Genomic DNA, 25,846 nt, shown 5'->3' on the forward strand with positions numbered 1-25,846 from the left:
CTACACTCGATCGACTCGAATTGAACCTGCTTTTAATGAAAGATGGATTGTTAGCTTTCTCGTAGCATTTGAATAGTTGTCAGACTCGAAGCTTATAGTATTGTGGACTCCGTCCTTTCTAAGTTCAAAAACTTTTACTTCTCCCATGTTTACTGTCGTGTCGATCTTACAAGCAATATCTTCTGGAATAAGCATTTTAATGTCCCCAACTAATCCTTGAATAACTATTTCAGTTTCTTTATCAGGGATATAAGCTCTGCTAAAATCAAAATAGTAGTCACCAATCATATTCTTAATATTAATTGGTTTAACAGCCCAATTTTCATCATCGAATTTCATTGTGCCTATAGAGAAATTTTTCAAGATAACCCCCTTTGAGTCGTTAGGTATATCATCGTCTTCATCATAGAATTCACTGACCTTTTTCAACACTTTATCCTTCCTTTCACTTGACTTCTCGACTTTTATAACTGTAATTTTCCTGTTACGGAACATTTCCAACCCGAGAAAAATGAAGAAAAGTGGCCACAATTTATAAACATCCCAAAATCCAAATTCAATAATAAAAAATCTATCAAGTATTAGTAATGACCCAAAAATTATAACAAAGACTCCCTTAAACCATCCTGTTCTTCCCTTAGTAATTACCCATTCTACCACCCATTTCAAGCCGATGATGACGAATAAAAACGGATAGAAAAAGTGAAAAACATCTCTCACATTTAGTGTAATAACATTAATATTCATCAATAATAGTACGATCCCAATTCCAACTAATAAAAATCCCCAAATAAATTGACTAAGTGTTTTCATAATAAACCCTCCAGAAAAGAACCTCACTTGTGTTCTCCCCATAAATAATTTGACTTTAATACTGAATGTTCCTTCTTATTCACTCTATTTTATAAATATACTTTAAAAGGATTGTGAACATTGTTGCTTTAAATAAAGCTGTTTTGGTATTGATTGTTGTTTTTCGTATTAAGAAATAAACTCGTACATGACTGACAATATAAAATCACTTTTTTGGTACTAATTTGATAGCAATAGTAACAAATTTTACGAAAAAAGCCTTAAATAAACAAAATGATTACCTATTAGATCGAAATTCGACTAGCAATCTGTCAAATATTTTAATATTATACCATTATTATAAACATACCTCATACGTAAGAAAACATGCTAAGGCACGGAGGGTTCTCAGTCTGTAGACCTATTGTTTGTCTTAACAAAAGGCTCCATGAATTGTTGTTTATTACACTAAGGAGTTAGCACGATACTGTAAATCACACTTAGAAAGACAAAAAAAGAGGAATTTCAAACCTCAAAATCACTGTTGTAGTCGGACATAATAGCAGGTGCAATAGGATTGCTCATAAAGCAAGAACAGTGCATGTGGAAGAAATTGATACTGCAATAGGTAAGCTTACTACATAGAACAGTAGATGAAAGCTTAAAGCAACGTGTTTTTGACATTGGATAACCGAATAGACAAACACTAATTTCAACGTGTCAAAAAGTCTAATTACTAGCTGTAGAGATGTTAAGGAATACATAATAAAAGACCTCTAAATTTAGAGGTTAAAGTTCAAGGAGCTACTAATTCGACCTTAATTCTGTCTGGGTCTTCAAAAAAAACTGCATAATAATTTTCCCCTCCTGCGAAGGGATGTTTATCAGTATAAAGGATTTTAACACCCTTTTCTGTTAACTTTCTTGTCATATCGTCAACTTGTTGCCGTGAACTTGCATGGAAAGCCAAATGATTTAAACCTACCCTGCTTCTATGATAGGTTATGTCCAAAAACCTTTCATCAGTTTGAACGAAAATAATGTATGTGTCTCCAATTTTCCAACTTCGACCACTTTCCCACTCCTGAAAAGGTTCATATCCTAATTCTTCTAATAACCAACCCCAAAAGGCAACTGAACTCTTCAAATCAGTAACATTTATTTCAATATGATGTATAAGCCCTTGTGACAATTGACACCCTCCTTATCTCTACTTTTTCACACAATTATTTTATCAGATCATTCCAGACTTACAATTATTTATCCTAAAAACGATAACTTTTTAGAAACAGCCTTTTTCATTTAATAATGAGCTCAATTGTAATTTTTTTACTGCCCTTACTGACTCTCGATAGCAACAAATTTTGCGGAAAAACCTTACAAAAAGAGCACATCAAAGTCAGCTTGATTAAACAAATCACCACCCTCGCCTAATGCAAACTTATAGTAGCACGGCACGTTACCCATCACTATTTTTATCATGCTAATTTTGCCATTTAATTTTATCTTTCGTTTTAAATTTACCAACGGCATTGTAGTTCGTGATACCATTTCACCTTTAAAGCATTGGCAAACCCTATAAATATTTCCTTGATCGAGATATGAAATTTCAGTTAATTAAGCAACAAAGAATAAGAAAAGACCCTTGTAGATTATGAAAAATTTCTCGATAAAAATAGTTGAATGACCCAAGCAATATTACCTAGGTTGCATATGTTATTTTTAACGAGGCAATTAGGCCTCATTAATTATCCTATAAGGAGGGTTATAAGTGGCAGAATATGGCGGTGGCGGTATTTTTGCATTAGTAGTCGTGTTGTTCATTTTATTAATCATAATTGGTTGTGCTTGTGTAGGCCGTTTTGGTTATTAATATGCACGCTGAGATCTCTCACCACAATTGATTTAAAGCTTAAAAAACACTCTCTTGGTCACCAATTAATGGAACCAAGAGTTTTTTTATACGGGTCTTTTATGATTGCTTAAAATCTTGCTGAGATATTAGAACTTACACATCACATTTAGTGTTCGTAGCATCTTTTCTCCTTTTACAAATATTGAGATCTCATAAAACTAATCATACTGTTCATTTTTAAGTAAGGCTGTTTTTGCATCAGAAATAAACACGTACTTAACCAGAGTTCGTGGCATCTTTGCTTCTTCTGTACAACGATGACTAACAATATAAATCACCATTTTGAAACTACTTTAATAACAATAGCAACAAAGTTTACGAGAATACTTTTATAAAAACTGCTTGCACAATAGGTTTTGCACAATTAATTGTAACACTTGCACAATTGTAGTTTCGTGGCTTTTGTACTTCACTTCACGATGATAATCCTAATAAAATAACAACAAGGGATAATCTGAGCAATTTTGATGAAATTTTCTTTATTTTTCACTAGAAAAATTACACAAACGTAAATGAGGATTTGCTAAAATAATAGTAAGCTTATCATCTTTGTTAAACAACTTGATCTTTATTAGATTGTAAAGGAGGATAAGAGTATGGAAGAGGCTAAAAAGGTTAAAACAATATGTGGCTATTGTGGCACAGGTTGTGGACTTGTTTTAGAAGTAAACGATAATAAAATTACTAGAATACGTGGTGATAAAGAAGCTCCTGTGAATAAAGGACAAACTTGTATTAAGGGAGCTTTTGCATATAACTATGTGCATTCACCTTCAAGATTAACATCCCCACTCATTCGTAAAGCAGGAAAACTAATACCAACTAGCTGGGAAGACGCTTTATCTTTCATAGCTAACAAATTAACGCACATTAAAAATAATTGGGGTACAGATGCAATAACAATGTTTGCATGTTCTCGTTCAACAAACGAAACAAACTACATTACTCAAAAATTCATGAGAGCCGCAATTGGAAATAATCATATTGATGGGTGTAACCGTACTTGACACGCTCCTAGCGTCGCCGGTCTGGCGACTATACTTGGAAGCGGTTTCCCTACCAATAGATTAGAAGATTTTGATAAGACAGATGTCCTTTTATTAATGGGATCGAATACAACCGAGGCCCATCCAATTATTGCTAACCGCATGAAAAAGGCTGTAAAAAAAGGGCTAAAGATCATTGTAATTGACCCACGGGAAATAGATATGGTTAAATTTGCTGATGAACATTTACAAATTAATGTTGGTTCTGACATCGCGCTAATGAACGCATTCATTCACGTTATATTGAAAGAACAGCTGTATGATGACAACTTTATATCGCGCGTTACTCATGGTATTAATGACCTTCAACAGCAGGTAGCAAAATATACTCCTGAATTTGCTGCAGCAATCACCGGTTTGCAGCCAGAACAAATAGTAAAAGTCGCAAGACAGTATGCAAATGCACAAAATGCAATGATTGCATACACCCTTGGCATTACTGAACATCATAGTGGTGTCAATAATGTATTCGATATAGCAAACTTAGCCTTATTAACTGGTCATATCGGTAAAGAAGGAAATGGCATTATGCCACTAAGGGGACAAAACAACGTTCAAGGTGCAGGCGACATGGGATGCCTACCTAATCAACTACCTGGCGGTTTCAAGGTGAGCAGTCAGGTGCATAGAGAAATGTTTGAAAAAGAGTGGCAAGTGTCAATAAACCCCCATGCCGGAGATACCCAAACGAGAACTTTTGAAAAAATGGAAAGTGGCGAAGTAAAGGCATTATACGTAATCGGCGAAAATCCTCTGATGGCGGATGTCCATATGTCACATACGAAAAAACTTTTGGAAAAGCTTGATCTATTAATTGTGCAAGATATATTTCTTACTGAAACAGCTGAATTAGCTGACGTTGTTCTACCAGCACGTTCTTGGAGCGAGGTAGAGGGTACGTTTACGAACACAGATCGTAGAGTTCAGCGTGTAAGGAAAGCGATAGAGCCAAACCCTAACACAAGAGAAGATTGGGATATTTTATGTGACCTATCTACGAGATTAGGCTACCCTATGAAGTATCAGTCTAGTGAAGAAATTTGGAATGAAGTACGTAATCTAGCTCAAGAAATGTACGGTGGAATGCCGTATGAACGACTTGATCGAGAGAATGGGCTTCACTACCCTTGCCCAACAGAGGATCACCCGGGTACATTATATTTACACGATCGGTTTCATACTACTGAATTTACTAGCGAAAAAACATCATTTGTTCCTGTCTCATATACAGCACCATTAGAATTACCAGATGAGGAATACCCTTTTACCCTTACGACTGGAAGAAGGTATGAATCGTATAACACACATACGCAAACCAAATTCTACGCTGATGGAGTTAAAATAAAGCAAACAGAAGAGACAATTGATATGCACCCTGACGATGCGGTAAAAATTGGTGTGGATGATGGGGAACTTGTCAAAGTAAGCTCACGTAGAGGAAGTGTCAAAGTGAAAACAAAGCTTACAAATAAAATGGTCCCTGGGCTTGTCTTTATGAGCTTTCATTGGTCTGAAGTTCCGACAAATATGTTGACACTTAACGAATATGATCCCATCTCTGGGACTGCAGAATTTAAATCATGTGCCATCAAGATTGAGAAAATAACTTAACATGTCCTATCTTGACATCAATACAACGTATAATTTTGAAATGGCTTTGCTACTACACTCTTCGGAAAAATCAATATAGAGCTAAAAAAGCTGCTATCAAAATAAGTTTTGATAGCAGCTTTATAAATTTGAGCAATAGAAGTATGATCGATTTAATGATCAAGTAAAATAGATCCTTGAAGAAATGTTGGTCAACCTCTCCTCCTTAACACCGTGAAAAGCTTTGGGCTCAAATTGAACGATACATCATTTTTCTCCAGCTTCAATCGCCATCGCATCCTTTACCATATGAACAAATTCAAACTCCTTCTCAGTATTAGCATTTTGTTCTGCTACTTCCAGAACATGATTAAATGTCCCTTCCTTTGCCCAATAGCTACCTCGTAATATCTCTGCAAATTCTGCAACTGCAGCAATAAAGTTAAAATCTGTTCCAGCATCTCCTGTTATAGATAAAGGTTTAGTGATTTCATTTATTTCGTTAAGTTCCACATCAGTATACCTAAGGTGAACGTCTCCAATATTATTTGGATTTTCCGTTTTCAATTTCAGTTCATATAGTGCTGTTACAGTATGACCTGCACCTATCTCACCACCATCAACTGTATCGTTCCGAAAATCTTCATCATCCACGTACCGATTTTCATAGCCTATTAACCTGTATCGGTCCACTGTCTCGGGGTTAAATTCCACCTGAACCTTCATATCTTTTGCAATTGTATATATTGTACCAGTTAACTCTTCCATGAAGATGCGACGAGCTTCTGAAAACGTATCAATATATGCATAATTTCCGTCACCTCGATCAGCAAGCTGTTCCATTAACACATCATTATAATTTCCCATACCAAAACCAAACGTACTCAATGTAATGTCTTTCTTGGCATATGATTTAATTTGTTCTAATATGCCATTAGCACTTGTCTCACCCACATTTGCTACTCCATCAGAACAAAGGATAACACGATTAACTGCACCAGGATGAAAGTTTTCTCTTGCCATTTCATATGCCATTCTCAACCCATCCTCAACATTTGTCGATCCTTCTGGCCCAAGTTCATTTATAGCTCGTTCAATAGCCGTTATGTTATCTAGGGAGCTCGGTTGTAATACCACTCGTGCATTTGATCCATAAGTAACAATACTCACTTTATCTTCAGGCTTTAACTGACTTAACAGTAAATGCAAACTTTTTTTAACAAGCTCTAACCTGCCTTCTTGTTCCATAGACCCAGATACATCAATGACGAATGTTAAGTGTGCTGGTTTTCTATCATTCACATTGATTTCTCTTCCTTTAATATCAACCCTCATCAGTTTATAGCCTTTACCAAACGGTGAAATTGACCCATCGACACGGACTGAAAATGTCTCTTTTTCTGGTGGAGAAACATTTGATTCGAAATAATTAACAAATTCTTCAACTCTTACAGCATCATTCGGTGGCATCGTTCCTCTTGATAAATAATTCCTTACTACACTATAAGACCCTGTATCTACATCAACAGCAAAAGTAGAAAGTGAATCATCTTCAGTTGAAACGAACGGATTTGTACCGTAATGTTCAAAATACATAGCATCATAAGTAGCACCATTTGGAAGAGAATTTTCTATACTAACTGGAGTAGCTTGATCGTATGAAAGACTTGAATCAGTTTTAGCTTCGTTACTTTCGACTGCTCCAGAATCTTCCTTCCCCCCACATGAAGCAAGTATTAACATACATACTAAAAGGACAAGTATTTTTCTCATTATTTTGACCCCCCTCAACCAATAAGACGAATGAATGAAATTATTTGTTACAGTGTTTAATACTATAAATGCACTTTTTTGGTAACTAATTCTATAGATTTGTTATAATGTGATGTACAATATTTTTTTCATTTGTACTTGAATTGCCGTCTAAAGGAGGGGAGATAAATGCCATTCAATAATTTCAACAATGGTTTTGAGCAAGGCTTTGAGTTATTTCAAATCATACCTTATATAGTCATATTTGGGTTTATAATGACCTTTGGAATTTTTATTTTTGTAGCAATAACGGGTATAAAACAATGGAATCATAATAATAATCAACCAGTCTTAACTGTTAATGCGATTGTCGTGACAAAGAGAATGAATGTTAGGAGACGTACTAACCACCATAATGACCACCCTACTACTAGGTCTAGTACAACGTATTATGCTACCTTTGAAGTTGAAAGTGGTGATCGCATGGAGCTACAAGTTAGCGGCAAAGAATATGGCACACTTGTCGAAGGCGATCAAGGAAAATTGACCTTTCAGGGGAGTAGATATAAAGGATTTACACGATCTTAACTGAAACTTTTGCAAAATCGTTACTTGATACTACAGCAATATGTATTTGTATCATTTTTGATCGACGGCATAAACATGGGGTATCTTCACGGGGGAAACTGTTCTTATTAAATAAACTTACAAAAAAAACCCGAAGTGTAGCTTACACTTCGGGTTTAGTTTATTTATTTTGTTCCTATTACAGCTTTACAACGTTTTCAGCTTGAGGGCCACGGTTACCTTCAACGATATCAAATTGAACTTCTTGTCCCTCTTCTAAAGTTTTAAAGCCTTCACCAGTAATTGCACTAAAATGTACAAATACATCGTTGCCGTCATTAGCTTCGATAAATCCAAAGCCTTTCTCAGCATTAAACCATTTTACTTTACCAGTTGTTTGCATAATAATACCTCCAAAATTTAATAATATGCTTCATTATCACTTCTATACAAAATAAAAAATTCACATATTATAAAAAGTACCAATGTTGAAGTGATAACTCTTTATAATACATGAATTATTTACTCCATTAACTATATTTATACATAATTTGACCTAAATTACTTTTATATAAGATTACTAGCACAAATTAACATTCCTTCATCTAAAACAATGAAAGCCCTACCTCTCTTTCATCCTTGTGACTCCGATGATCACGCCAGTGAATTAGAAAAATTCAAATATAGACTGGCATTATATAAAACTTGATAACAAACGTTCGATGCTAAAGCACCTAAGTCATTATAACATATTCATGTAAATTATCAATATGTTTATTGATTTATATTGGAAAAAATTTATATTACCGTATTTTTTTAGTTGAATTTAATATCTTTCAACTGGTAATAATATACTGAGTTGTTTACCTTAATAGGCATTTAATAATGAATTTATAGTTGTATTAATTAATGAGTAGTGCTATTCTAAATGCTTATCGGTTTTAGCTTGTCAGAATTGTACTTAATAAAGTAAGGAGACATTAATTTATGAATTGGTATGAAAAATTAAACCAATACTTTCCTATTGAAGAAATGAAGTCTAAGGAGCATATGGAAGCTTTATTAAAAGAAAAGAGTAATATTTATTTCAAAGATGAAGGACTTCATCACGTCTTGATGTATGTCGAAACAGAAGAGTTCATCATGATCGATTATTTATTTGTCTCAAAAAATGCGCGAGGTCAAGGATTAGGGAATAAGCTTATTGACAAAATGAAGCAGCAAAATAAGCCAATATTACTAGAAGTTGAACCTCTTGATTATGAAGATACAGATACAGAAAAACGCTTTCGATTTTATAAACGCGAAGGCTTTACACATGCCAAAAACATTACTTATCGCCGTCGGTCATTAGCAACTGAAAAAGTAAATGAGATGGAAATTCTATATTGGACGCCTCATAACGAAACCGAAAAAGACGTTGAACAAACGATATTCCGCAGTATGAAAAAAACGTATGAGCACATTCATACATATAAAGACGAAAAGTTTTACGGTCAGTCATATCAACCAGTTGAAGAGGTACTAACCTTTCAACATGATAATAATGAATCTAATAACTCTCATCCAAATTTATAGTTGATTTGTTCTAGGTTATCGTAGTCACAAGGTTCTCGTAAGACATCGACTAAGTTGATTTACATCAATCAACTTAATAAAAACTATGGTGAGCAACAGGATTTAATTTAAGGGCTAGCGTAATAGCTTGACTTCCTAGTTGCTTCCAACCACTAAAAAAGTCTTCACGATTTAGTTTTCTATTTTTTTCCTCAACAAGAGGGTCATTTACATAAACATACTGACTGTCAAATCCAGTTAATAGCACAGCATGTTCCTTTTTAGTTATTTTAATCGAGCCTGTAGATGTTTCCCACGTTTCCCAGTATTCTTCTGGTACTACATTAAAAGTACTTGTTGTAATTACCCATACAGGCACTCCTTTTTTCAAATAATCTTCAATTAATGTAAACGGCTTTCCAGTTAAATTAATAATTTGCCCAGGCATGTAACGATTTGCTAGGTTCTCAATTGGTTTATTGTACACAGCATAGCCATCATTATCATATGAATACATATCGCCAACAAACCCATCATTCGGGTCTCCGTACAATCCGCGCTGATAATAAGGTACTTTCGGAATTTTTGCTGCTAATTCCATTTTATCTATTTGAATTCCTGCATATGAAAGTAGCATCGCAAGGCTAGTAACTTCACAACCTCTTGGAAGTTCAGGCAACTGCTGAAACAACGGTGCTTCAATGACCTTTTTTGATAATGACTGTAAATCATTTGACTTGTATAACGCTTCATTACTAATTTCTGTCGAGTTGCTTCGAAGTGTTTTTGCTAATTCTACTGATAATAGTTGATTTGGTTGATTCATACAACCGCCAATTAACATTACTATAAAGAATAAACAAATAAGAGTATTAATTTTTTTATACATAAGTACACCTCCAAAAATGAACCAGTCGAAATCATTCAAACCATTGTTCAAGGTAGAGCATACCTTGTCTTATTTAAAAACTATAAAAATGATAGAATACTCATCAGCAACTAAAATGTAATTGAAAAAAGCAATAGAGTTTACTAATAAAGCCTATTAAATAAAGAAATAAACACGTATAAAAAGTGTTAGTTGCATCTTTTCTTTTATATATCTATGACACTATATAAAAGCCACACCTTGCAGTTCTATTTTGTTTAATAGCAAAAGTTTTTACGCTTTAGATCCTAGCTCTAAGGAACAAGATTATTAAGCACATTGCTAATTCTCTAGTAATATTACTATGCGCACTGTTTTTTTATTATTATTTTATGTCCTTATATTTAATTAATGAGAAAGCCTTATCGTCTATTGAACTAAATATTGAAAATTATTCCTTGTAAAATATGCTATTGTTAAGAATAGAGAAAACCTACTATTTGACATGGAGGATGCCTAATGCACACAACAAATATTGTTCGTCAATTCAGGGATGTTGGTGGAACTTTACTAACGGCTATTATAATTAGTTACACAGTATTAGATCGTGGTCTACTAGCTACTTTGCCTATTACATTACTTCTAGCATTTAGTTTATATTTTGTTGGATACAAGATATGGTGGATGCTGTCTACCACTTTAATTGTATATTTTATAATAAGTGCCACAGAAGCTACTGATATTAATATCTTCATTTTATTTAACAGCATTATAGATATTAGTGCTGCCTACTTATTAGGCGTATGTATTAAAAAGTTTAATGGAAATTATCTAAAAATTAAGTATATTATTTTACTTCTTTTCAGCATTATCTTTGCAACCTTATCCATAATCGTGCACAGTTCAATTTATGGAACTCCTTTAGAGCATTTCACCGCTAAGAATAATGCTATGATCTACATTAACGAAACCTATAACGGTGATCTAGAAATTTCAGGTGTTCATTATAATTCAATTTTAAATGAACATATTGTCAATGTTATAAATAAAAAGGACAGAAGAGATGAAGGAAGACTATATTATAAAAAATATAGTATTTTCGATGATTACCACTATCGAATCGAAAAGAGTCAAAGTGAATTGATAAGTAAAATGTTCAAGGTAATGCTGGATCAAAATATAAATATTTCCATAGAAGAAATGAGCTCACATGTTACACTTCCTAAGAATAAATACCTTACTAAGGATATATACTCTGGAGTTGAACCTATTGGAATTAGCCTTACCATAAAACCTCATGCTCCAGATACTTACTTTGTTTCTAAAGAGGCTTTTAGTAAAGAAGCTTTTAACATTTTAAACACGTTTAAGAAACTAGGATTTACGTACGAAAGTATTGATATAGAATCTTTTTTAGCTGATGGTAATACATTCTATTCTATTTCAATTGAAGATCCCATTGAATTATATAGCTTTGAAACTGTAGTTTCGCAAACTAAAGAAATTGTTGAAAAAAAATAAAATTATAGTTCTATAATGAAAACCATAGAGATCAATGTGAGTGCACAGCATTGAAAAAAAAAGATGTGTACAATTGCTTAGGGGAAATTAATGAAAGAAGTTAGTGTAACTTACCTTCTACAAATGATGATAATGCAGTAGAAGAACACTCTTACACTTAGAAGTGATACATTTATTAGGAAAAACGCATCAAAAAACTTTTATTGATGAAAGAGTCTGTCAAAGAAAATTTGAAGAAAGATGCTCTATATAAAGCATCATTCAGGTAAGTTGTTTTTATTTCTATAAATTTCAATTCCTTTATAATAAGTGTCTGGAACTTTTAATACCCAATCCAATACAGGTAAGTTTTCTAACACTCCCATTCTGGTACTAGCCGTCGCTCTAGTTGACTTAAATGGATAGAATTCATAAAAAATTCCTTGTTGTTGTGGTTTTTCTTCGTCAATTGCTCTACTCAATCTAACAATATGTTGAGATTTTTCAGTCTCGATATAAAAATAACTATCAGCAATATATTTAATGTCCAAGATCTCCGAATCATCTTCCAATTGACTTTGAGTGTTTCGAATATCTATCCGTTCGAGTTTCTCCATTGCATAGTCAAATTCATTAAATTTTTTTAATGGATTAAAATTAGCAATCAAGGCCATTACTGTCATTCCAGCAATAAACATAGCTAAAAGATAACCGATTAATTTTCCTCTGGTCATAATAAATCTCCTTTAGATGAATTGAATTGTCCATCTAATGGTAGCATACCATTTATCCAATAATTATTAGCAATTAATGCTAACACAGAATCATAATTATACTCCCTCACTTATAGGTGGCAAAGGTATAACAAACATTTCTTGAACACTCCATATCTATTATTTTCTTTTCTTAATTTACTCATTTGTATTTATCATTACAGTGCCATTCCTTTTAGATCCTAGTACTCGTAGTTGTCTCGTTACTTCACTTGTTCTCTAATCTCTTTCAAATCGTCACTATTTATGGAATTTACGTTGTTGTTGTTTTGTTCTATACATACGTGACCAACATCCCAGTATTTTTTATGCTTTAATGGAAAATGGTAATGACTTTCCCCTTCTGTTACTAATTAAGTTTTGGGGTCACACGTATCACAAGAATTCTAAGTTTTGAAAGAATCTAATAGTTCTTTAAATAAAAAGCACCTCTATTATTGAGATGCTTTTTCCGACTTCTAAAATATGTATGATACTAATAATTACGTACAAAATTAATATTCAAAACCATTATTTACTGATTTAAATGTTCTAAGTACTCTCCTGCTTTTTTCCCTTAATCCATATAACCTTTCAAAAAATTTTGAAGTTTATTCTTCTTGTTTTTAGTTAGTAAGTTCCGGCTTACCATTAATTAATACAACATTAAAGTATTCACCAGGTGGTAGATTACTTTTTTCTTTGCCTACTATGGTATAAGTGTTTCCTCCATAGTTAAATACAAGGTTATTACCATGTTGTACTGCATTTCCTTTGTGAACATTGCTCACTTCACCTCCACCTCCACCTCCACCACTACACCCAGATAATAGGATCGAAGTGATAATTAAAGAGTAAATAATTTTCATAATAACCACCTATTCATCAAAATATGCTAAGGAAGAGTTCAAGGTCTTTTTCATTTCTTCACTTTAAGTTTTTTGGTCCTTCACATGGCAGTACCTAAATTGTCATTTTCCTGAGTTAATTTATCATCGTTAACTATATCTTCAATACCTCACTTAATCTCATTTATATGCTTCAAATTACAAGCATTCAATCGATAACAGTTTCGAACCCACGTTCATACAATTTAGCAATTTGATAAACTTTACTGGGGAAATTGAACAACCTTCCTTTTTTTTCTTAGCCTAAATGTATCAATAATGGTACCATTTGTAAACTAAATTAGGAGGATTTTATGTAGTTCAACCGACAAAAAATGACAAATATTATGACAACACGATTCTTAGGATTTTATGGTGTCTTGTTGATAAAGGAAAACTATGGGATTGGTGTGCTTTTTTTATATGAATTAAAAAGTTTGAAGTTAAGACGTGACGGAAGGAAATGTGTTGAAATATACTTGTGCATGATACCGCCCGTTCAGATGTATGTGTAATTAGTGTTGTCGAAATAATCTCTCCATATCCTGTTTCCACATTTAAGTAAACTTGAATATCAGTGAATCAGATGAAGATCCTACTCCACCTAAATTCACTGATTCCACCTATAGAAGCGGGGATCTTAACCATCGATGAGGGACAGTATACCCTATTTAGTTATATTCCATTTTGAATGCCCTCTATAAGGCTAGGATAGAAAAGTTTCACTTAGGGATACCTTACAAATCATCAAAACCATTCACGTCTGATGCTTTTGTATATTGACGAGATTTTTGTTCAAAAAAGTCTGTTTTACCTAAATCGACTTCTTGGTAAGCGATAATCCATCGCAATGGATTTTTTATCGGTGCATGAGGAAAAACATTTCTACCATGCCCCAATTGATGACAACGTTTATTGGCCATATATTGAATGTATTGCTCCAATTCCTCAAACACAATTCCATCCATTTTATTACCTATTATTTCACGACCCCATTCAATTTCTAATTCTGCTGCCTTCCGGAAGGTAGCAATTGCATATTGCTCTAGTTCTGGGGTGTTATACTCAGGGTTTTCTTTCAAAACTTCTTTATATATTTTTTCAAATAGACCTACATGGATTTGTTCATCTCTATTTATATAATTAATCATCGTTGATGTTGCAACCATTTTTTGATTTCGTGCTAAATTATAAAAGAAAGCAAAGCCACTATAGAAAAACAAGCCTTCTAATATCACATCATATATGATGGAGTGCAAAAAGTTTTCGATGGATGGTTGTTCAGTAAAATCTTTATATCCATTCGTGATAAAGTCATTACGTTTTCGCAACGTATGTTCTGTACGCCAATATTCAAACACTTCATCCTGAATTTTTTTTGGTACAATGCTTGATAAAACATAGGAATACGAGTGATTGTGAATGACCTCCTGTTGAGCTAGCATAATCATGAGTGCATTGACAGAAGAATCTGTAATATAGTCAGCAACCTTACTTGCATAGTCAGATTGAATGCTATCTAAAAGAGCTAATAATCCAATGATTTTCAAAAACGCTTCCTGCTCAACTTGAGAGAGCTGTGGAAATTGTTTTATATCCTTGCCCATATTAATTTCAAACGGTGTCCAGAAGTTTGCTAACATTACTTTGTATTTTGGGTATGCCCAAGGAAAACGGACATCATCCCAGTTTAATATATTTGAACTTGCCCCGTTGATCATACTTGTTGAACAGTTTGGTGCTTGTGCATCCATGAGCTCTCGTTTTGCAATTGTAATCATCATTATCCCCCTCTTTTAACTTTTAACTATTAACTATGGCAGCTATCGCAATCTTCAATGTCAGCAGTTGATGTTGAACGTACATAATACGTTGTTTTTAATTCGTTTCGCCAAGCAAGTGTATGAAGCTCCAATAATTCTTTAGCCTTTACGTCATTCCGAACGTAAATATTAAATGAAATCGATTGGTCGATATGCCGCTGTCGTTTCGCGTTTTGCATAATACTCCACTTTTGGTCAATAGTATAAACCGACTTGTAATACCAGTTTGTGTGAGGTGTCAAATCTGGTGCAGTAACTGGTATTTTATAGTTCTTTTTCTCTTCAGAGTATTCTTTTCTAAATATCGGGTCAATACTTGCTGTAGACCCTGCAATGATCGAAGTTGATGAATTAGGTGCTACTGCAAGCAAATAGCCGTTTCGAATACCGTGCTTCTTAACATTTCCTTTTAACTCATTCCATGGTTTTGAATGATATTTTCTGTAATCAAAATATACTCCTGATTCCCAATCTGAGCCGTAAAATGCAGGATAGGGTGTTTTTTCCTTAGCCAATTCCATGCTAGCTTGAATTGTTTCGAACGCTATTTGTTCATACAGTTCATCACAATAAGCGACAGCTTCATCACTTTCCCACGCTATACCTTTTAATGCTAATAAATGGTGCCAACCAAATGTACCTAATCCAATCCCTCTATATTTTTCATTCGTTATTTCTGCTTGTAATACAGGAATTGCATTTAAATCTATTACATTATCAAGCATACGAACTTGTATTTTAATTAACCTGTTAAGGACATCATCCTGAACTGCTTTAGCTAAAGAGATTGATGATAAATTACAAACGACAAAATCCCCAGGCTCTTTCACAGTAATGATTTGACCATCATCTACCATTTGTTCAACAACAACTGTTGGACTCATATTTTGCATAATTTCTGTACATAGATTACTACAATAAATCATCCCTTTATGTCTGTTTGGGTTTGCTCTATTTGCTGTATCTCGGTAGAACATATATGGTGTTCCTGTTTCTAACTGTGAAATCATAATAGCTTTGAAAATATCTATCGCCGCTACAGTTTCTTTTGAAAGGATCGGATTGTTGACGCATTCCCAATATTTATCTCTAAAAGACCCTTTGCCACGCTCCTCATCAAAATAATCCTCTAATGAAAAGCCCATTGTTTTTCTTACTTCGTGTGGGTCAAAAAGATACCATTCACCACGTTTTTCAACAACCTCCATAAATACATCAGGTATACACACTCCGGTGAATAGATCATGTGTACGAAGTCTTTCATCTCCATTATTTAATCTCGTATCAAGAAACGACAATATATCCTTATGCCATACATCTAAATAAACTGAAATCGCTCCTTGCCTTTGGCCAAGCTGGTCAACAGACACTGCCGTATTGTTTAACTGCTTCATCCAAGGTATAACCCCTGATGAAACTCCTTTAAAACCCTTTATGTCACTACCTCTCGCTCTAATTTTCCCTAAATAAACACCTATCCCTCCACCATTTTTAGATAAATTCGCGATGTCTGTATTCGAATCATATATCCCTTGCAAGCTATCATCAACTGTATCTATAAAACAACTTGATAGCTGGCCATAGCTTTTTCCTGCGTTAGCAAGTGTTGGTGTTGCAACCGTCATATACAAATTAGAGAGTGCCCAATACGATTCCTTAATAAGCGCTAATCTATTTTCCTTATTTTCGTTCATCATCAATGTCATTGCAATGATGAGAAACCGCTCTTGTGGTAACTCAAATACTTCTCCTTGATGAGATTTTGCCAAATAACGATCCGATAATGTTAATAAACCTATATATGTAAAATATTGATCCCGCTCTGGTACGATAATGTCTGCTAATATATCAATTTCTTCTCTTGAATATTGTGAGAGTAATTTCGGACTATAAATTCCCATCTCCGTCAGCTTTAATAGCAATTGATAAAATGAACCATAGTGATAACCTGACGACTCACCTCTATTTTCAGCCGCTTTTTGATAAAGTGAATCAAGATATATATTTGCAGCAAAGAAAGTCCAATCAGGCTCTAACGATGTAATTCTTTCCAGTGCAGATAATATTAACGCGTTGGTAAGTTGATCAATATGCCATTCATCTTTATTCTCAAGTGCTAGCATTATTTTCTCTCGATATTCATCAAATGATATATGAGGAAATCTATCAGCTATTTTTTGAACATAATCTAAAACCATTTCAGACGTACCATCAGCCAGCTGCTGATACTCAACTAATACCTTTTGCATTCTTTCCATCCCCTTTTAATAAAACTGCATATGAATCTCGCCTGCCACCAACATGCAATGAAATCATTACACATGCTAGGTTTATTGTGAAGTGACTCATTGGGTTAGAAGGCAGATCTAGACCCTGCTCATCCTAAAATATAAAAAAGCTCATCCTTAGTAAGATGAGCGAACAGAACGATGGATATATAAAAGAGAGAATTATCACCCTTTTAAGAATAGTCATTCAACAAAAAAATGTTTGAATGATTTTTCTTCTCCTCGTCCTATCCTCCCAACTCCCGAAGAAAATAGCACTACATAAAAAAGGCAGGTCTCCTGACTTGTGCTTCGCTTTACTTTAAGCCCCTTCCCATGAAATCGTACTTCACAGTGGTTTCGCTTATTTCATCAGCACTTACAGTTGCGGGTACAGTTTTGGATTTTCACCAAATTCCCTACATGGAGATGTTCTATATTTCTCGAACATCTATACGTCGATTTTTCGACACCTTTTTTACTAGATAACAAAATATTGTATTATCAACTTAATTATACTACTAAATATTGAATTTCATTTTAAATTATAATAGGTTTTGACATTTCTTGCAATAAAAACTATACGCAAATAAGTAGTATTTTTTGATGAGAGCTTAACCCTGATTCTGTCATGATGGTATACCAGAATAGTCTCGACTCAGATGAAAACACCATGTTACAATCTATCGTAATCGTATATTGAAAAGACAATGTAATTTCAAATGGCATGGATATGTTCATGAAGTAATTGAGGTTTCCGGTAAAGTATTAAAAACAGATATTGCTATAAAGCATAAAAGCAAACGAAGGAAATCAGATCGAAATATTAGAATATACGAGAAAGCCATAGCCAAAGGGGCAACGTTTTCTCCGAGGGATATTTTACATTATGCTAATGAATGCTTGGATCACAAATACTATGAGCAAGCTATTCATTTGTATGAAACCATCCTTGCTATAACAAATCAGGATAAAGAATTTAAGTGTTATGCTATATGGAAGATTGCTGATACTTATATTAACCTTAAAAATTATGACAAAGCGATTGAGTATTGTTTAGGCTCTTTTAAGGTTGATTCTCCAAAAGCTGAAATATGTTGCAGGTTAGCAACATGCTTTCAGTTAAAGAACGACATTCACCAAGCCATCAGTTGGTATAAAATAGCGACAACTATTGAAATACCTCAATTAGAAGATTGTGGGTTTCCCATTTTTCAAGAATCATGTTACACATGGATTCCTCACCTAAAATTATGTGCTTGTTATATATATTTAGAAGACTATTCAAAAGCAAAGGTGCATAACGAGTTAGCAGAAAAATATATTCCTAATAGTTTTGCTGTAAAAGAATACAATCGGTTCTTACATGAAAAACATCTAGAAAGCTGAAATTCCAGAAAATTAAACGTCAACTAACCCACAATCCGTTATAATTTTGGGTTAATTGACATTTATCTGAAGTGTGCATATTCCTTTAACTACATCGGTATCGGAAGTTCTGTCATGGGCAGAAGGCGTGAATCTTCGATTGCTGCAGTCCGATGTCCAATACCGGCAAGGTAGTCTTGATGACTTGAAAAAGCAAGAAACGACTGCACGCTGTTCTGGCGGATTAGCATGACAAGATCCCACCTTTCGTCTTCTGGACCGATAAGAAACTCTCCGCTATCACCAAGAAACATGACTTCTCCCCCACTTTCACGGAGAAATGGGAGCGTGTGCTCAATATAGCGGTTGAAAGCTTCAGCACCGCTAATTGGGACCTCCGATGATAGTTCAGGATTAGCTGTGTAATCGGCAATATCACGAAAACGCAGCAGGTTCAGCATGATGATGCTACCCTCATATCCCTGTTGGATGAACCTCATACCAGCACGTTGCGATGGTTCGATGTAACGAACGGTTTTAGTGTTCTTTACACTCATTTTCTTCACTCCTTGACGTAATTTAAGTCAATAGTAACAAAAGACATAAATTATGTCGATGCTTTTGACATAATTTATGTCTTTATTGAAGTGATCTATCCATTAGCCCAATAAGCTTTACTCCACAATATGGTCCTAAAATGAAGAAAAGCACTAATCCTTGTTACAGATTAGCGCCAGACTGTTGAGACTCAATTTACCTTATATAAACTAGGGTTGTTCTATTAAATTGCTATTTTACTAGATTCCTTATAGCATGGATATTTTCTAATTGTTTCTTTACAACTTGAGTAAGTTGAACTGCTGCTTCATAAAATCCATATTGGTCTGTACCTCAACGTGTATTGAATTTTATGTTATTATTTCTCCTCGACTGTAAGAGATTTTACATTATTGTTTCCAACTGGATTATCACTTAGGTCTTTATCACTCACAGTAAATAATTGACTTGTCCCCCCAAAATTAGTTCTTGTGTACAAAGTCGCTTTGTAATCACCGACAATATATATGGAGGATAATGAGCCTTCCGTAATTCCAACTTCCTCTGTCGTGGAATAAGCCCCAATTTTAGTAATCCTTTTATACGTATTTAGTGGATTATAGTTTTTATCTTTAAATAAATAAACTCCTTTTGGCAATATCATAAATGAAGAAACTTGGTTTTTGCCAACATTTGAACCCGATAGCCACTTTGATCCATCTTTATATGAAGACATACTTCCCTCATAATTCATATGTTCATATAATACAGCAGCCCAATCTCCTATAACGAGGACTGAACTTAATGCATCATTAGGAAAACCACCTTCACACCCATCCTTAGTAATTAATCCACACAATAACCAATTATTATATCTATTGTGTTCTCCTTTGAAGTTTTTATCTTTAAAGAAGTGAACACCTTCACCTTTTACTATTTTGATGGCAGATGCTCGATTATCACCTATATCTCTATCATCTAATGTTTTGTCACCGCCATCATTAAACCAAGAAACTTCACCATCATAGCCTTTATATTGATAGGTTATTAGCGCATACGGTCCAACAACCTTCACGGAAGATAAATCATCATTTGGAAAGCCGATATCTGCTTGAATATCATCAAATGAGGATATACCATCATTATTTCTAGATTTAAATAGCATGTCACCCATATACTGAGATCCAGTAAATAGATAAACACCATCTTTCTTTTCTTGCACCTCTAGAGATGAAACCGTATTAGCGCCAATTTCCTTTGAATCTAAGTCACGGAAAGTCGCATTGCCAAATATCGTTTGAGTTAAACCACCATAACTTTTATCTTTGTGTAGTGTAACGTATACATCTCCTCTTACTAATATAGATGATAGGCTATTATTCGGAAAATCTATTGAACTCACATCAGATATTTTTTGACCTTTACTGACTGCAACACACTCCCCGTTAAATCCTGTTTTAGTAAAAAGAAATGCAGTTTCTGTTACAGAAAAGTTATTAGCTATTTTAGAAGTTGGTGATTTTATTAATTTATCATTATATAAAACTTCCTTCCCAATATAAAAATCTACGTTGTTATTTTCAACTAATACATCGTATAATTCAGCAGAAATATTCACTGAAGCATCTGTGCCTTCAAATGCCCCTACTTCTTCACCGCCTGCGTCAGGATTACCAATATATACTCTATAATATGTTCTCTCTCCAGCTGGTAGTTGATCATCTTCCCAAGAAAAAGGAATAGAACAGCTAGTTTGAACAATATCTCTTAACGATGCGGCTGTTAATTCGACTTTCCCAAAAACCTCATTACTTGGACGTGATACAGTTTTATATAATGTTCTGTTATCAAAAAGGGTATCTTTATGATAAGACTTGATCCAATAAACATTATTTTTTTCTGGCTCTACATTCACGTCTAACCAGCTCGTAACAGTTGGGTCTTGAATGAGTGCTGCGATACTATCATTTTTATATACGATAAAGCCATCTACATTCGGGTCAGAAGTTTGATCCCAAGACAAAGTTGTCGTCAAATCTGCAAATGATGAATCTACACGTACATTTGATGGTACTTCTAAAAGAGAATCTTCAGGATAAATTGGTACTTCCATCGTTGCGTAGCCTTTATTGACCATTTTGATGACATAAGAATTTTTATCAGGTCTTAGGCCATAATCGTCTAGGTCATTTTCAAACGCTTTGCTAAGTTCATGAAAATGATTAGCTTGCGTAAAATTAACTTTAGATTGCGTAACTAAGTTATAAACTGCCCATTTATATGGATTTGCACCAGCTATTGTTCCGAAAGGCTTAGTAAATGTTTCTGTGTTAGCCTCATTTATCGTTCTAGAAAATGCATAGCTTCTTGAATCAGAGTAATTATAATTTAAGCTTACTCCTACTTTAAATTCTACTGCAAAAGCTTTGCTAGTAAATTCAGTTGAAATACCTAAGCCAAACCCATGAGTAAGTGTTGCCATTTCTTGCTGTGACTCGGTTAGTCCATAAGATCTTTGAAAACTAGCCGTAGCAGGCCCACCTGTTTTCTCATTCCCATATGCAGCTCTCTCCCACCATTCTTCTACATCCAAAGTCAATCCCTCAGCAAAATATGAGTTTTTGTCCAATAATAAAGTAATTTCTCTAGGAGTACCGACAGGAAAGATAGAATTTAACAACCCATTATCAGGGCTATATATTGCTCTGAATGTGTCAATATTTGGATCATATTTATCTAACGCATTATTTAGAACACTTAATGACTCGCCAGCAAGCTTTTCATAATATTCCGCATTGTAATAATGATCATTATAACCAGGATCAACGATAAAATTTATCGGGATATATTCAAATGGTTCAATTCCATGAAATATTGTTCGATTTTCATATGTGTCGAATGGAAAAGCCTCGTTGTCATCAAGCGCAGGAACAATTAATTCTGGTTCCACATAACCGTTGCTGTTTCCCCTTTCTCCTACCTCTTCTACATTAGTAGTATCTGTCTTTAGCGATTTCGAAATAGATCCAGATGCTGCAGAATCATCAGGTAAATATAATTGATATGTACCTCTATCAATTACTTCATATCCTGGAGGTGCTACTAGCTCTTCACTTTCATCATCTACAGCACCGAATACATTTGAAGGAATACAAACAAATAATAACAGGAAAAAAATGATGTTTATCGAATATTTAGTCGAACTGCTTACTATACTTTTCATAACCTCACCATCTTTTCAATTATTTTGGGCTAAAGGCATTAACATAGACTCATTTCGTAAACTTTTGGCTAGGTATCAACAAATAAATTTTTTTTATGACTTGAGAAAGATGCTACGAAGCTAGGTATAAACGCATTTATTTCATAGTTAGAATAACAACAATCAATGCAATAACAGCCTCGAATTAAGAAGAAAAACTAATTGTGAAGTATAGCTATTAATCACCTCCTTAAATTAAATAATAAAACTCGTTAAAGTTTGATAGATTAATAGAGAGAATAACAACTTTAGTAATGAGGGATTAACCATTTGACTAAATCATACAAAATTCGATACTTTTCAACAAATTCGATTTTTGACTGTATAAGCCCATTTTAGTGAGGAAATGATCTGTTATCAGCTTGGAGAATAGAATCGGAGCGGTTTTAATAAATATATTGATGTACTGACAGTCAAGCGCCCGAGTGGGACAGTAAGATACTCTGTTTGAACAGTATTCATAGTAGTAACGATAGTAAAGCATCTAGTTTAGATAGTAAAGTACCTTGTTTGGATAGTAATTATGGTTGTTTCGATAGTAAATTACCTAGTTTGGATAGTAAAGTACCTAGTTTGGATAGTAATCATGGTTTTTCGACAGCAAAGTACCTAGTTTGGATAGTAATCATGGTTGTTCCGATAGTAATGTACCTAGTTTGGATAGTAATCATGGTTGTTTCGATAGTAAAGCATCTAGTTTGGACAGTAATCATGGTTGTTCCGATAGTATAGTACCTAATTTGGATAGTAAATATTATTGTTTCGATAGTAAAATACCTAGTTTGGATAGTAATCATGGTTGTTCCGATAGTATAGTACCTAGTTTGGATAGTAAACACGGTTGTTCCGACAGTAAAGTACCTAGTTTGGATAGTAAATATGATTGTTTCGATAGTAAAGTACCTTGTTTGGATAGTAAACACGGTTGTTCCGATAGTAAAGTACCTAGTTTAGACAGTAATCATGGTTGTTCCGATAGTAAAGCACGCAATTTTGATAATAAGTATTATTGTCGGATAATTTCATTCTAAAAAATGGTAAAATAGCTTTGTATTTATCTAAGGAGGAAGTATCTATAATGTTATATTTATCTAACGAGGCATCTATAATGTTAGCCTTATTACCGCTTGGACTTGGGACTTTATTGATAGTTTTATACCCTATAATCAACAAAGAAAATAAGACCTTTGCAAGGATTAGTTTTATTATGGGTGCATTGATCATATTGATCCTATTATATATTTTAATTTCACCTCATATTGTTATAACTTATAATTGATTTAGTTCTTAATCTAGTAGGTGGATAACAGATGATGAAAATAAGGAGATTTTACACATTGGAGTAATAGATCGAGTTAAATAATATTAATTGATAACTTATATGAGGTATGGCTCCCATTAAATAATAAGACGTATTCTCTTATCTAATTGCTGAAATCCCCCTTTTTGGATAATAAAAACACAAGTCAATTGCATAAAATTAAAGAAGAAGATAGATTATCGAACGTCACTGGTGAAATCGGATCATTTACTCTACATTATTTAGAACTATCAATAGACACCCATCCTACCAACACGATCTTTGCGATACATACATTGGCATCAAAAAAAGAACCGCACACATGCTATAAAAAATAACAGATGTTCGGTCATCAATCTTTGAATTCTCAATATATTATTTAATGTATAACTTACTAAAAACCGATTAATTTCCTCTGTTTTAATTACCTAAATTTTCAATCGCGTAATCGGCTTCTTCTTGTGTGAATTTTTCACCATACTCAGACACCAATTGGTCTCTTATCGCTTCAGGTGACATGCTCATTGTTTCCTGGTAACTTTTCGCTTTTTCCAAAGCATTTTTATTATAATCAGCCATTAAATTATCAATTGCATATTGGGCTTCATCCTCAGTGAATTTTTCACCATGTTCAGACGTCAGTTGTTCGTATATCCCTTGCTTTGACATATACATAGTTTCCGAATAGGATTCCGCTTTCTTTAAAGCATTTTCTTTCCAATCATATTCTAAATTATCCATTGCATACGTCGCAGCTTCCTCAGAAAATTGTTCACCAAATTCTGAAGTTAATTGATCGAAAATAGCAATTTTAGACATATTCATCGTTTTTGCGTAAGATTCAGCCTTTTTCAAAGCAGATTTGTATTCTACAGGAACATCATCTTCTACGCTTTCTTCCTCTACATCATCTTCTACGGTTTCTTCCTCTTTCTCTGTTTCCTCAACTTTAGATTCCTCGTTTGCCACTTCAGCAACAGAAGGGCTGGCTTCTTGTTCTCCCGTATCTGCTTTTTCATCCCCCATTCCATTGACAGCCAATGCAATAATAGCAAGAGCTATAATCCAAACCCACCATTTTTTATAGAATGGTTTTCTTTGTTTTGGTTGTTGTTCCATTTTCCATATCCCCCTAATTTTGTATTCCAAGGAAAAGTATAACATAATATTCCAAAATTTATTTATTAATACAAATAAATAGTAGAAAAAGTCGACTGTGGAGAATATATATAAATGGATATTTAAAACAAAAAGATTATTATTTTATATGCACAAAATTAAATATCATGTGAACAAATAAAAAAACTCACCTATAGGCGAGTTTCTTTAAATTTGTTTATATTTTATATTTATCTATCAAAAATAATAATGGCTCTTCTAAATTAGTCTCAATATCAACAAAGCGGGCCTTTTATTACTAGTTATTTTTTTATATGATCAGGACCAACATGTATTTCAACATTATACATTGTCTTATTAAATCCGTGTGGGAAGCCTCGTTCTAATTGTTGATATGTGAAATATGGCTTTTCAAGATCTTCTTCAACAACTACTCTATAAAATCCCCCACCTACATTATCTTCCTTTAATTCGTTATCAACATAATAGAACCTTACAGGTTGTACCTCACCAGCAACCTCTTGAGTGTAGTATCGTCTATATTTATCGATAATCTCTTCCTCTTCCTCGGCTTTTACAACAAGTTCTTCACTATATTGAATCTCTTCAATTTCTTGGGTAAGCACCTCTAAATTATTAATATAAGGTAAGACGTACTCTTGCTCCCAATCTTCCATTCTTCCAGGAAATTCTTCATCATTGGCAAGCGCTTTTTCATAATCAAAAAAGTGTACAACTGATAAGGCGACCACAAGTACAGCACCTATGATCATATGGCTCTTTATTCTTTTTACACGGCTAGAGCCAGCTAATAATGCAATATACAATAATAAGATAATGACTAATACAATCACTGTTTGCCAAGGTTTCAATAAATCCACAGCTTGCAACTCTATCTGTGAACCAACCTCTATAATTTTTTCAACTGTCAATTTCTCTCTCTC

General features: G+C 33.9%; 23 protein-coding genes, 1 pseudogene and 1 riboswitch. Of the genes and pseudogenes, 9 read left to right on the plus strand and 15 right to left on the minus strand.

Annotation, left to right across the window (positions count from 1 at the left end; genetic code table 11):
- The 3 genes from liaF to JM172_RS06825 all read right to left on the minus strand — a co-directional run bounded on the left by liaF (window position 1) and on the right by JM172_RS06825 (window position 2,325).
- Window positions 1–813: a cell wall-active antibiotics response protein LiaF gene (gene liaF, locus JM172_RS06815; protein ID WP_214481347.1), complete on the minus strand. Its 813-nt coding sequence runs from the start codon at window positions 811–813 to the stop codon at window positions 1–3.
- A 775-nt stretch (window positions 814–1,588) separates the two neighbouring features.
- Window positions 1,589–1,984 carry a VOC family protein gene (locus JM172_RS06820; RefSeq protein ID WP_214481348.1) on the minus strand — a complete coding sequence of 132 codons (396 nt, stop codon included), beginning with the start codon at window positions 1,982–1,984 and terminating at the stop codon, window positions 1,589–1,591.
- Window positions 1,985–2,169: 185 nt separating this feature from the next.
- Window positions 2,170–2,325 carry a hypothetical protein gene (locus tag JM172_RS06825; RefSeq protein WP_214481349.1) on the minus strand — a complete coding sequence of 52 codons (156 nt, stop codon included), beginning with the start codon at window positions 2,323–2,325 and terminating at the stop codon, window positions 2,170–2,172.
- A 238-nt stretch (window positions 2,326–2,563) separates the two neighbouring features.
- On the opposite strand from JM172_RS06825, the gene JM172_RS24710 reads away from it, so the two are divergent.
- Window positions 2,564–2,665, plus strand: coding sequence for a YjcZ family sporulation protein (locus JM172_RS24710; protein WP_214481350.1), 102 nt, complete (start codon window positions 2,564–2,566; stop codon window positions 2,663–2,665).
- A 200-nt stretch (window positions 2,666–2,865) separates the two neighbouring features.
- On the opposite strand, the gene JM172_RS25115 is transcribed toward JM172_RS24710, so the two are convergent.
- Complete coding sequence (locus tag JM172_RS25115) at window positions 2,866–2,988, minus strand: hypothetical protein (RefSeq protein WP_284730436.1); 123 nt, start codon at window positions 2,986–2,988, stop codon at window positions 2,866–2,868.
- 315 nt (window positions 2,989–3,303) lie between these two features.
- Between JM172_RS25115 and JM172_RS25385 the strand changes: the two are divergent.
- A pseudogene (locus JM172_RS25385) lies at window positions 3,304–3,465 on the plus strand (hypothetical protein); the annotation flags it as partial.
- 3 nt (window positions 3,466–3,468) lie between these two features.
- A complete protein-coding gene (gene fdhF / locus JM172_RS25390; protein WP_352223068.1) occupies window positions 3,469–5,364 on the plus strand; it encodes a formate dehydrogenase subunit alpha in 1,896 nt (631 codons plus the stop codon).
- Window positions 5,365–5,610: 246 nt separating this feature from the next.
- Here fdhF and JM172_RS06845 read toward each other — a convergent pair whose 3' ends face one another.
- Window positions 5,611–7,116 (minus strand): vWA domain-containing protein, encoded by a 1,506-nt coding sequence (locus JM172_RS06845; protein ID WP_214481352.1) that lies wholly within the window; start codon window positions 7,114–7,116, stop codon window positions 5,611–5,613.
- A 168-nt stretch (window positions 7,117–7,284) separates the two neighbouring features.
- Here JM172_RS06845 and JM172_RS06850 point away from each other — a divergent pair, with 168 nt between their 5' ends.
- Entirely contained in the window at window positions 7,285–7,683 is a 399-nt protein-coding gene (locus JM172_RS06850; protein ID WP_214481353.1) for a DUF2500 domain-containing protein, read from the plus strand.
- A 178-nt stretch (window positions 7,684–7,861) separates the two neighbouring features.
- Here JM172_RS06850 and JM172_RS06855 read toward each other — a convergent pair whose 3' ends face one another.
- Window positions 7,862–8,065 carry a cold shock domain-containing protein gene (locus JM172_RS06855; RefSeq protein WP_214481354.1) on the minus strand — a complete coding sequence of 68 codons (204 nt, stop codon included), beginning with the start codon at window positions 8,063–8,065 and terminating at the stop codon, window positions 7,862–7,864.
- A 584-nt stretch (window positions 8,066–8,649) separates the two neighbouring features.
- Here JM172_RS06855 and JM172_RS06860 point away from each other — a divergent pair.
- Window positions 8,650–9,240: a GNAT family N-acetyltransferase gene (locus tag JM172_RS06860; protein WP_214481355.1), complete on the plus strand. Its 591-nt coding sequence runs from the start codon at window positions 8,650–8,652 to the stop codon at window positions 9,238–9,240.
- Between the two features lie 73 nt (window positions 9,241–9,313).
- On the opposite strand, the gene JM172_RS06865 is transcribed toward JM172_RS06860, so the two are convergent.
- Entirely contained in the window at window positions 9,314–10,108 is a 795-nt protein-coding gene (locus JM172_RS06865; protein ID WP_214481356.1) for a C39 family peptidase, read from the minus strand.
- A gap of 498 nt (window positions 10,109–10,606) precedes the next feature.
- Here JM172_RS06865 and JM172_RS06870 point away from each other — a divergent pair, with 498 nt between their 5' ends.
- Window positions 10,607–11,608: a hypothetical protein gene (locus tag JM172_RS06870; protein WP_214481357.1), complete on the plus strand. Its 1,002-nt coding sequence runs from the start codon at window positions 10,607–10,609 to the stop codon at window positions 11,606–11,608.
- Between the two features lie 257 nt (window positions 11,609–11,865).
- Here JM172_RS06870 and JM172_RS06875 read toward each other — a convergent pair whose 3' ends face one another.
- The 4 genes from JM172_RS06875 to JM172_RS06890 form a co-directional block, all read right to left on the minus strand.
- Window positions 11,866–12,321, minus strand: coding sequence for a hypothetical protein (locus JM172_RS06875; RefSeq protein WP_214481358.1), 456 nt, complete (start codon window positions 12,319–12,321; stop codon window positions 11,866–11,868).
- A gap of 644 nt (window positions 12,322–12,965) precedes the next feature.
- Window positions 12,966–13,208 carry a hypothetical protein gene (locus tag JM172_RS06880; RefSeq protein ID WP_214481359.1) on the minus strand — a complete coding sequence of 81 codons (243 nt, stop codon included), beginning with the start codon at window positions 13,206–13,208 and terminating at the stop codon, window positions 12,966–12,968.
- A gap of 755 nt (window positions 13,209–13,963) precedes the next feature.
- Window positions 13,964–15,010 (minus strand): ribonucleotide-diphosphate reductase subunit beta, encoded by a 1,047-nt coding sequence (locus JM172_RS06885; protein WP_214481360.1) that lies wholly within the window; start codon window positions 15,008–15,010, stop codon window positions 13,964–13,966.
- Window positions 15,011–15,036: 26 nt separating this feature from the next.
- Window positions 15,037–17,307, minus strand: coding sequence for a ribonucleoside-diphosphate reductase subunit alpha (locus JM172_RS06890; RefSeq protein WP_214481361.1), 2,271 nt, complete (start codon window positions 17,305–17,307; stop codon window positions 15,037–15,039).
- A gap of 282 nt (window positions 17,308–17,589) precedes the next feature.
- A riboswitch (cobalamin riboswitch) is annotated at window positions 17,590–17,808 on the minus strand.
- Between the two features lie 207 nt (window positions 17,809–18,015).
- On the opposite strand from JM172_RS06890, the gene JM172_RS06895 reads away from it, so the two are divergent.
- A complete protein-coding gene (locus JM172_RS06895; protein WP_214481362.1) occupies window positions 18,016–18,705 on the plus strand; it encodes a tetratricopeptide repeat protein in 690 nt (229 codons plus the stop codon).
- Between the two features lie 89 nt (window positions 18,706–18,794).
- Here the strand turns inward: JM172_RS06895 and JM172_RS06900 are convergent, their stop codons facing one another.
- A complete protein-coding gene (locus JM172_RS06900) occupies window positions 18,795–19,241 on the minus strand; it encodes a DUF1330 domain-containing protein (RefSeq protein WP_214481363.1) in 447 nt (148 codons plus the stop codon).
- Window positions 19,242–19,600: 359 nt separating this feature from the next.
- Window positions 19,601–22,444 (minus strand): fibronectin type III domain-containing protein, encoded by a 2,844-nt coding sequence (locus JM172_RS06905; protein ID WP_214481364.1) that lies wholly within the window; start codon window positions 22,442–22,444, stop codon window positions 19,601–19,603.
- Window positions 22,445–23,035: 591 nt separating this feature from the next.
- Between JM172_RS06905 and JM172_RS06910 the strand changes: the two genes are divergently transcribed.
- Both JM172_RS06910 and JM172_RS06915 read left to right on the plus strand, forming a co-directional pair.
- Entirely contained in the window at window positions 23,036–23,215 is a 180-nt protein-coding gene (locus JM172_RS06910; RefSeq protein ID WP_214481365.1) for a hypothetical protein, read from the plus strand.
- A gap of 714 nt (window positions 23,216–23,929) precedes the next feature.
- Window positions 23,930–24,121, plus strand: coding sequence for a hypothetical protein (locus JM172_RS06915; RefSeq protein WP_214481366.1), 192 nt, complete (start codon window positions 23,930–23,932; stop codon window positions 24,119–24,121).
- A gap of 82 nt (window positions 24,122–24,203) precedes the next feature.
- Here the strand turns inward: JM172_RS06915 and JM172_RS06920 are convergent, their stop codons facing one another.
- Together JM172_RS06920 and JM172_RS06925 are read right to left on the minus strand one after the other, a co-directional pair.
- Window positions 24,204–24,902, minus strand: coding sequence for an Ltp family lipoprotein (locus JM172_RS06920; RefSeq protein WP_214481367.1), 699 nt, complete (start codon window positions 24,900–24,902; stop codon window positions 24,204–24,206).
- A gap of 302 nt (window positions 24,903–25,204) precedes the next feature.
- Complete coding sequence (locus tag JM172_RS06925) at window positions 25,205–25,834, minus strand: hypothetical protein (protein ID WP_214481368.1); 630 nt, start codon at window positions 25,832–25,834, stop codon at window positions 25,205–25,207.
- Window positions 25,835–25,846: the final 12 nt, after the last annotated feature.

The organism is Bacillus sp. SM2101, assembly GCF_018588585.1.
GTDB classification, from domain to species: Bacteria; Bacillota; Bacilli; order Bacillales; family SM2101; genus Nanhaiella; species Nanhaiella sioensis.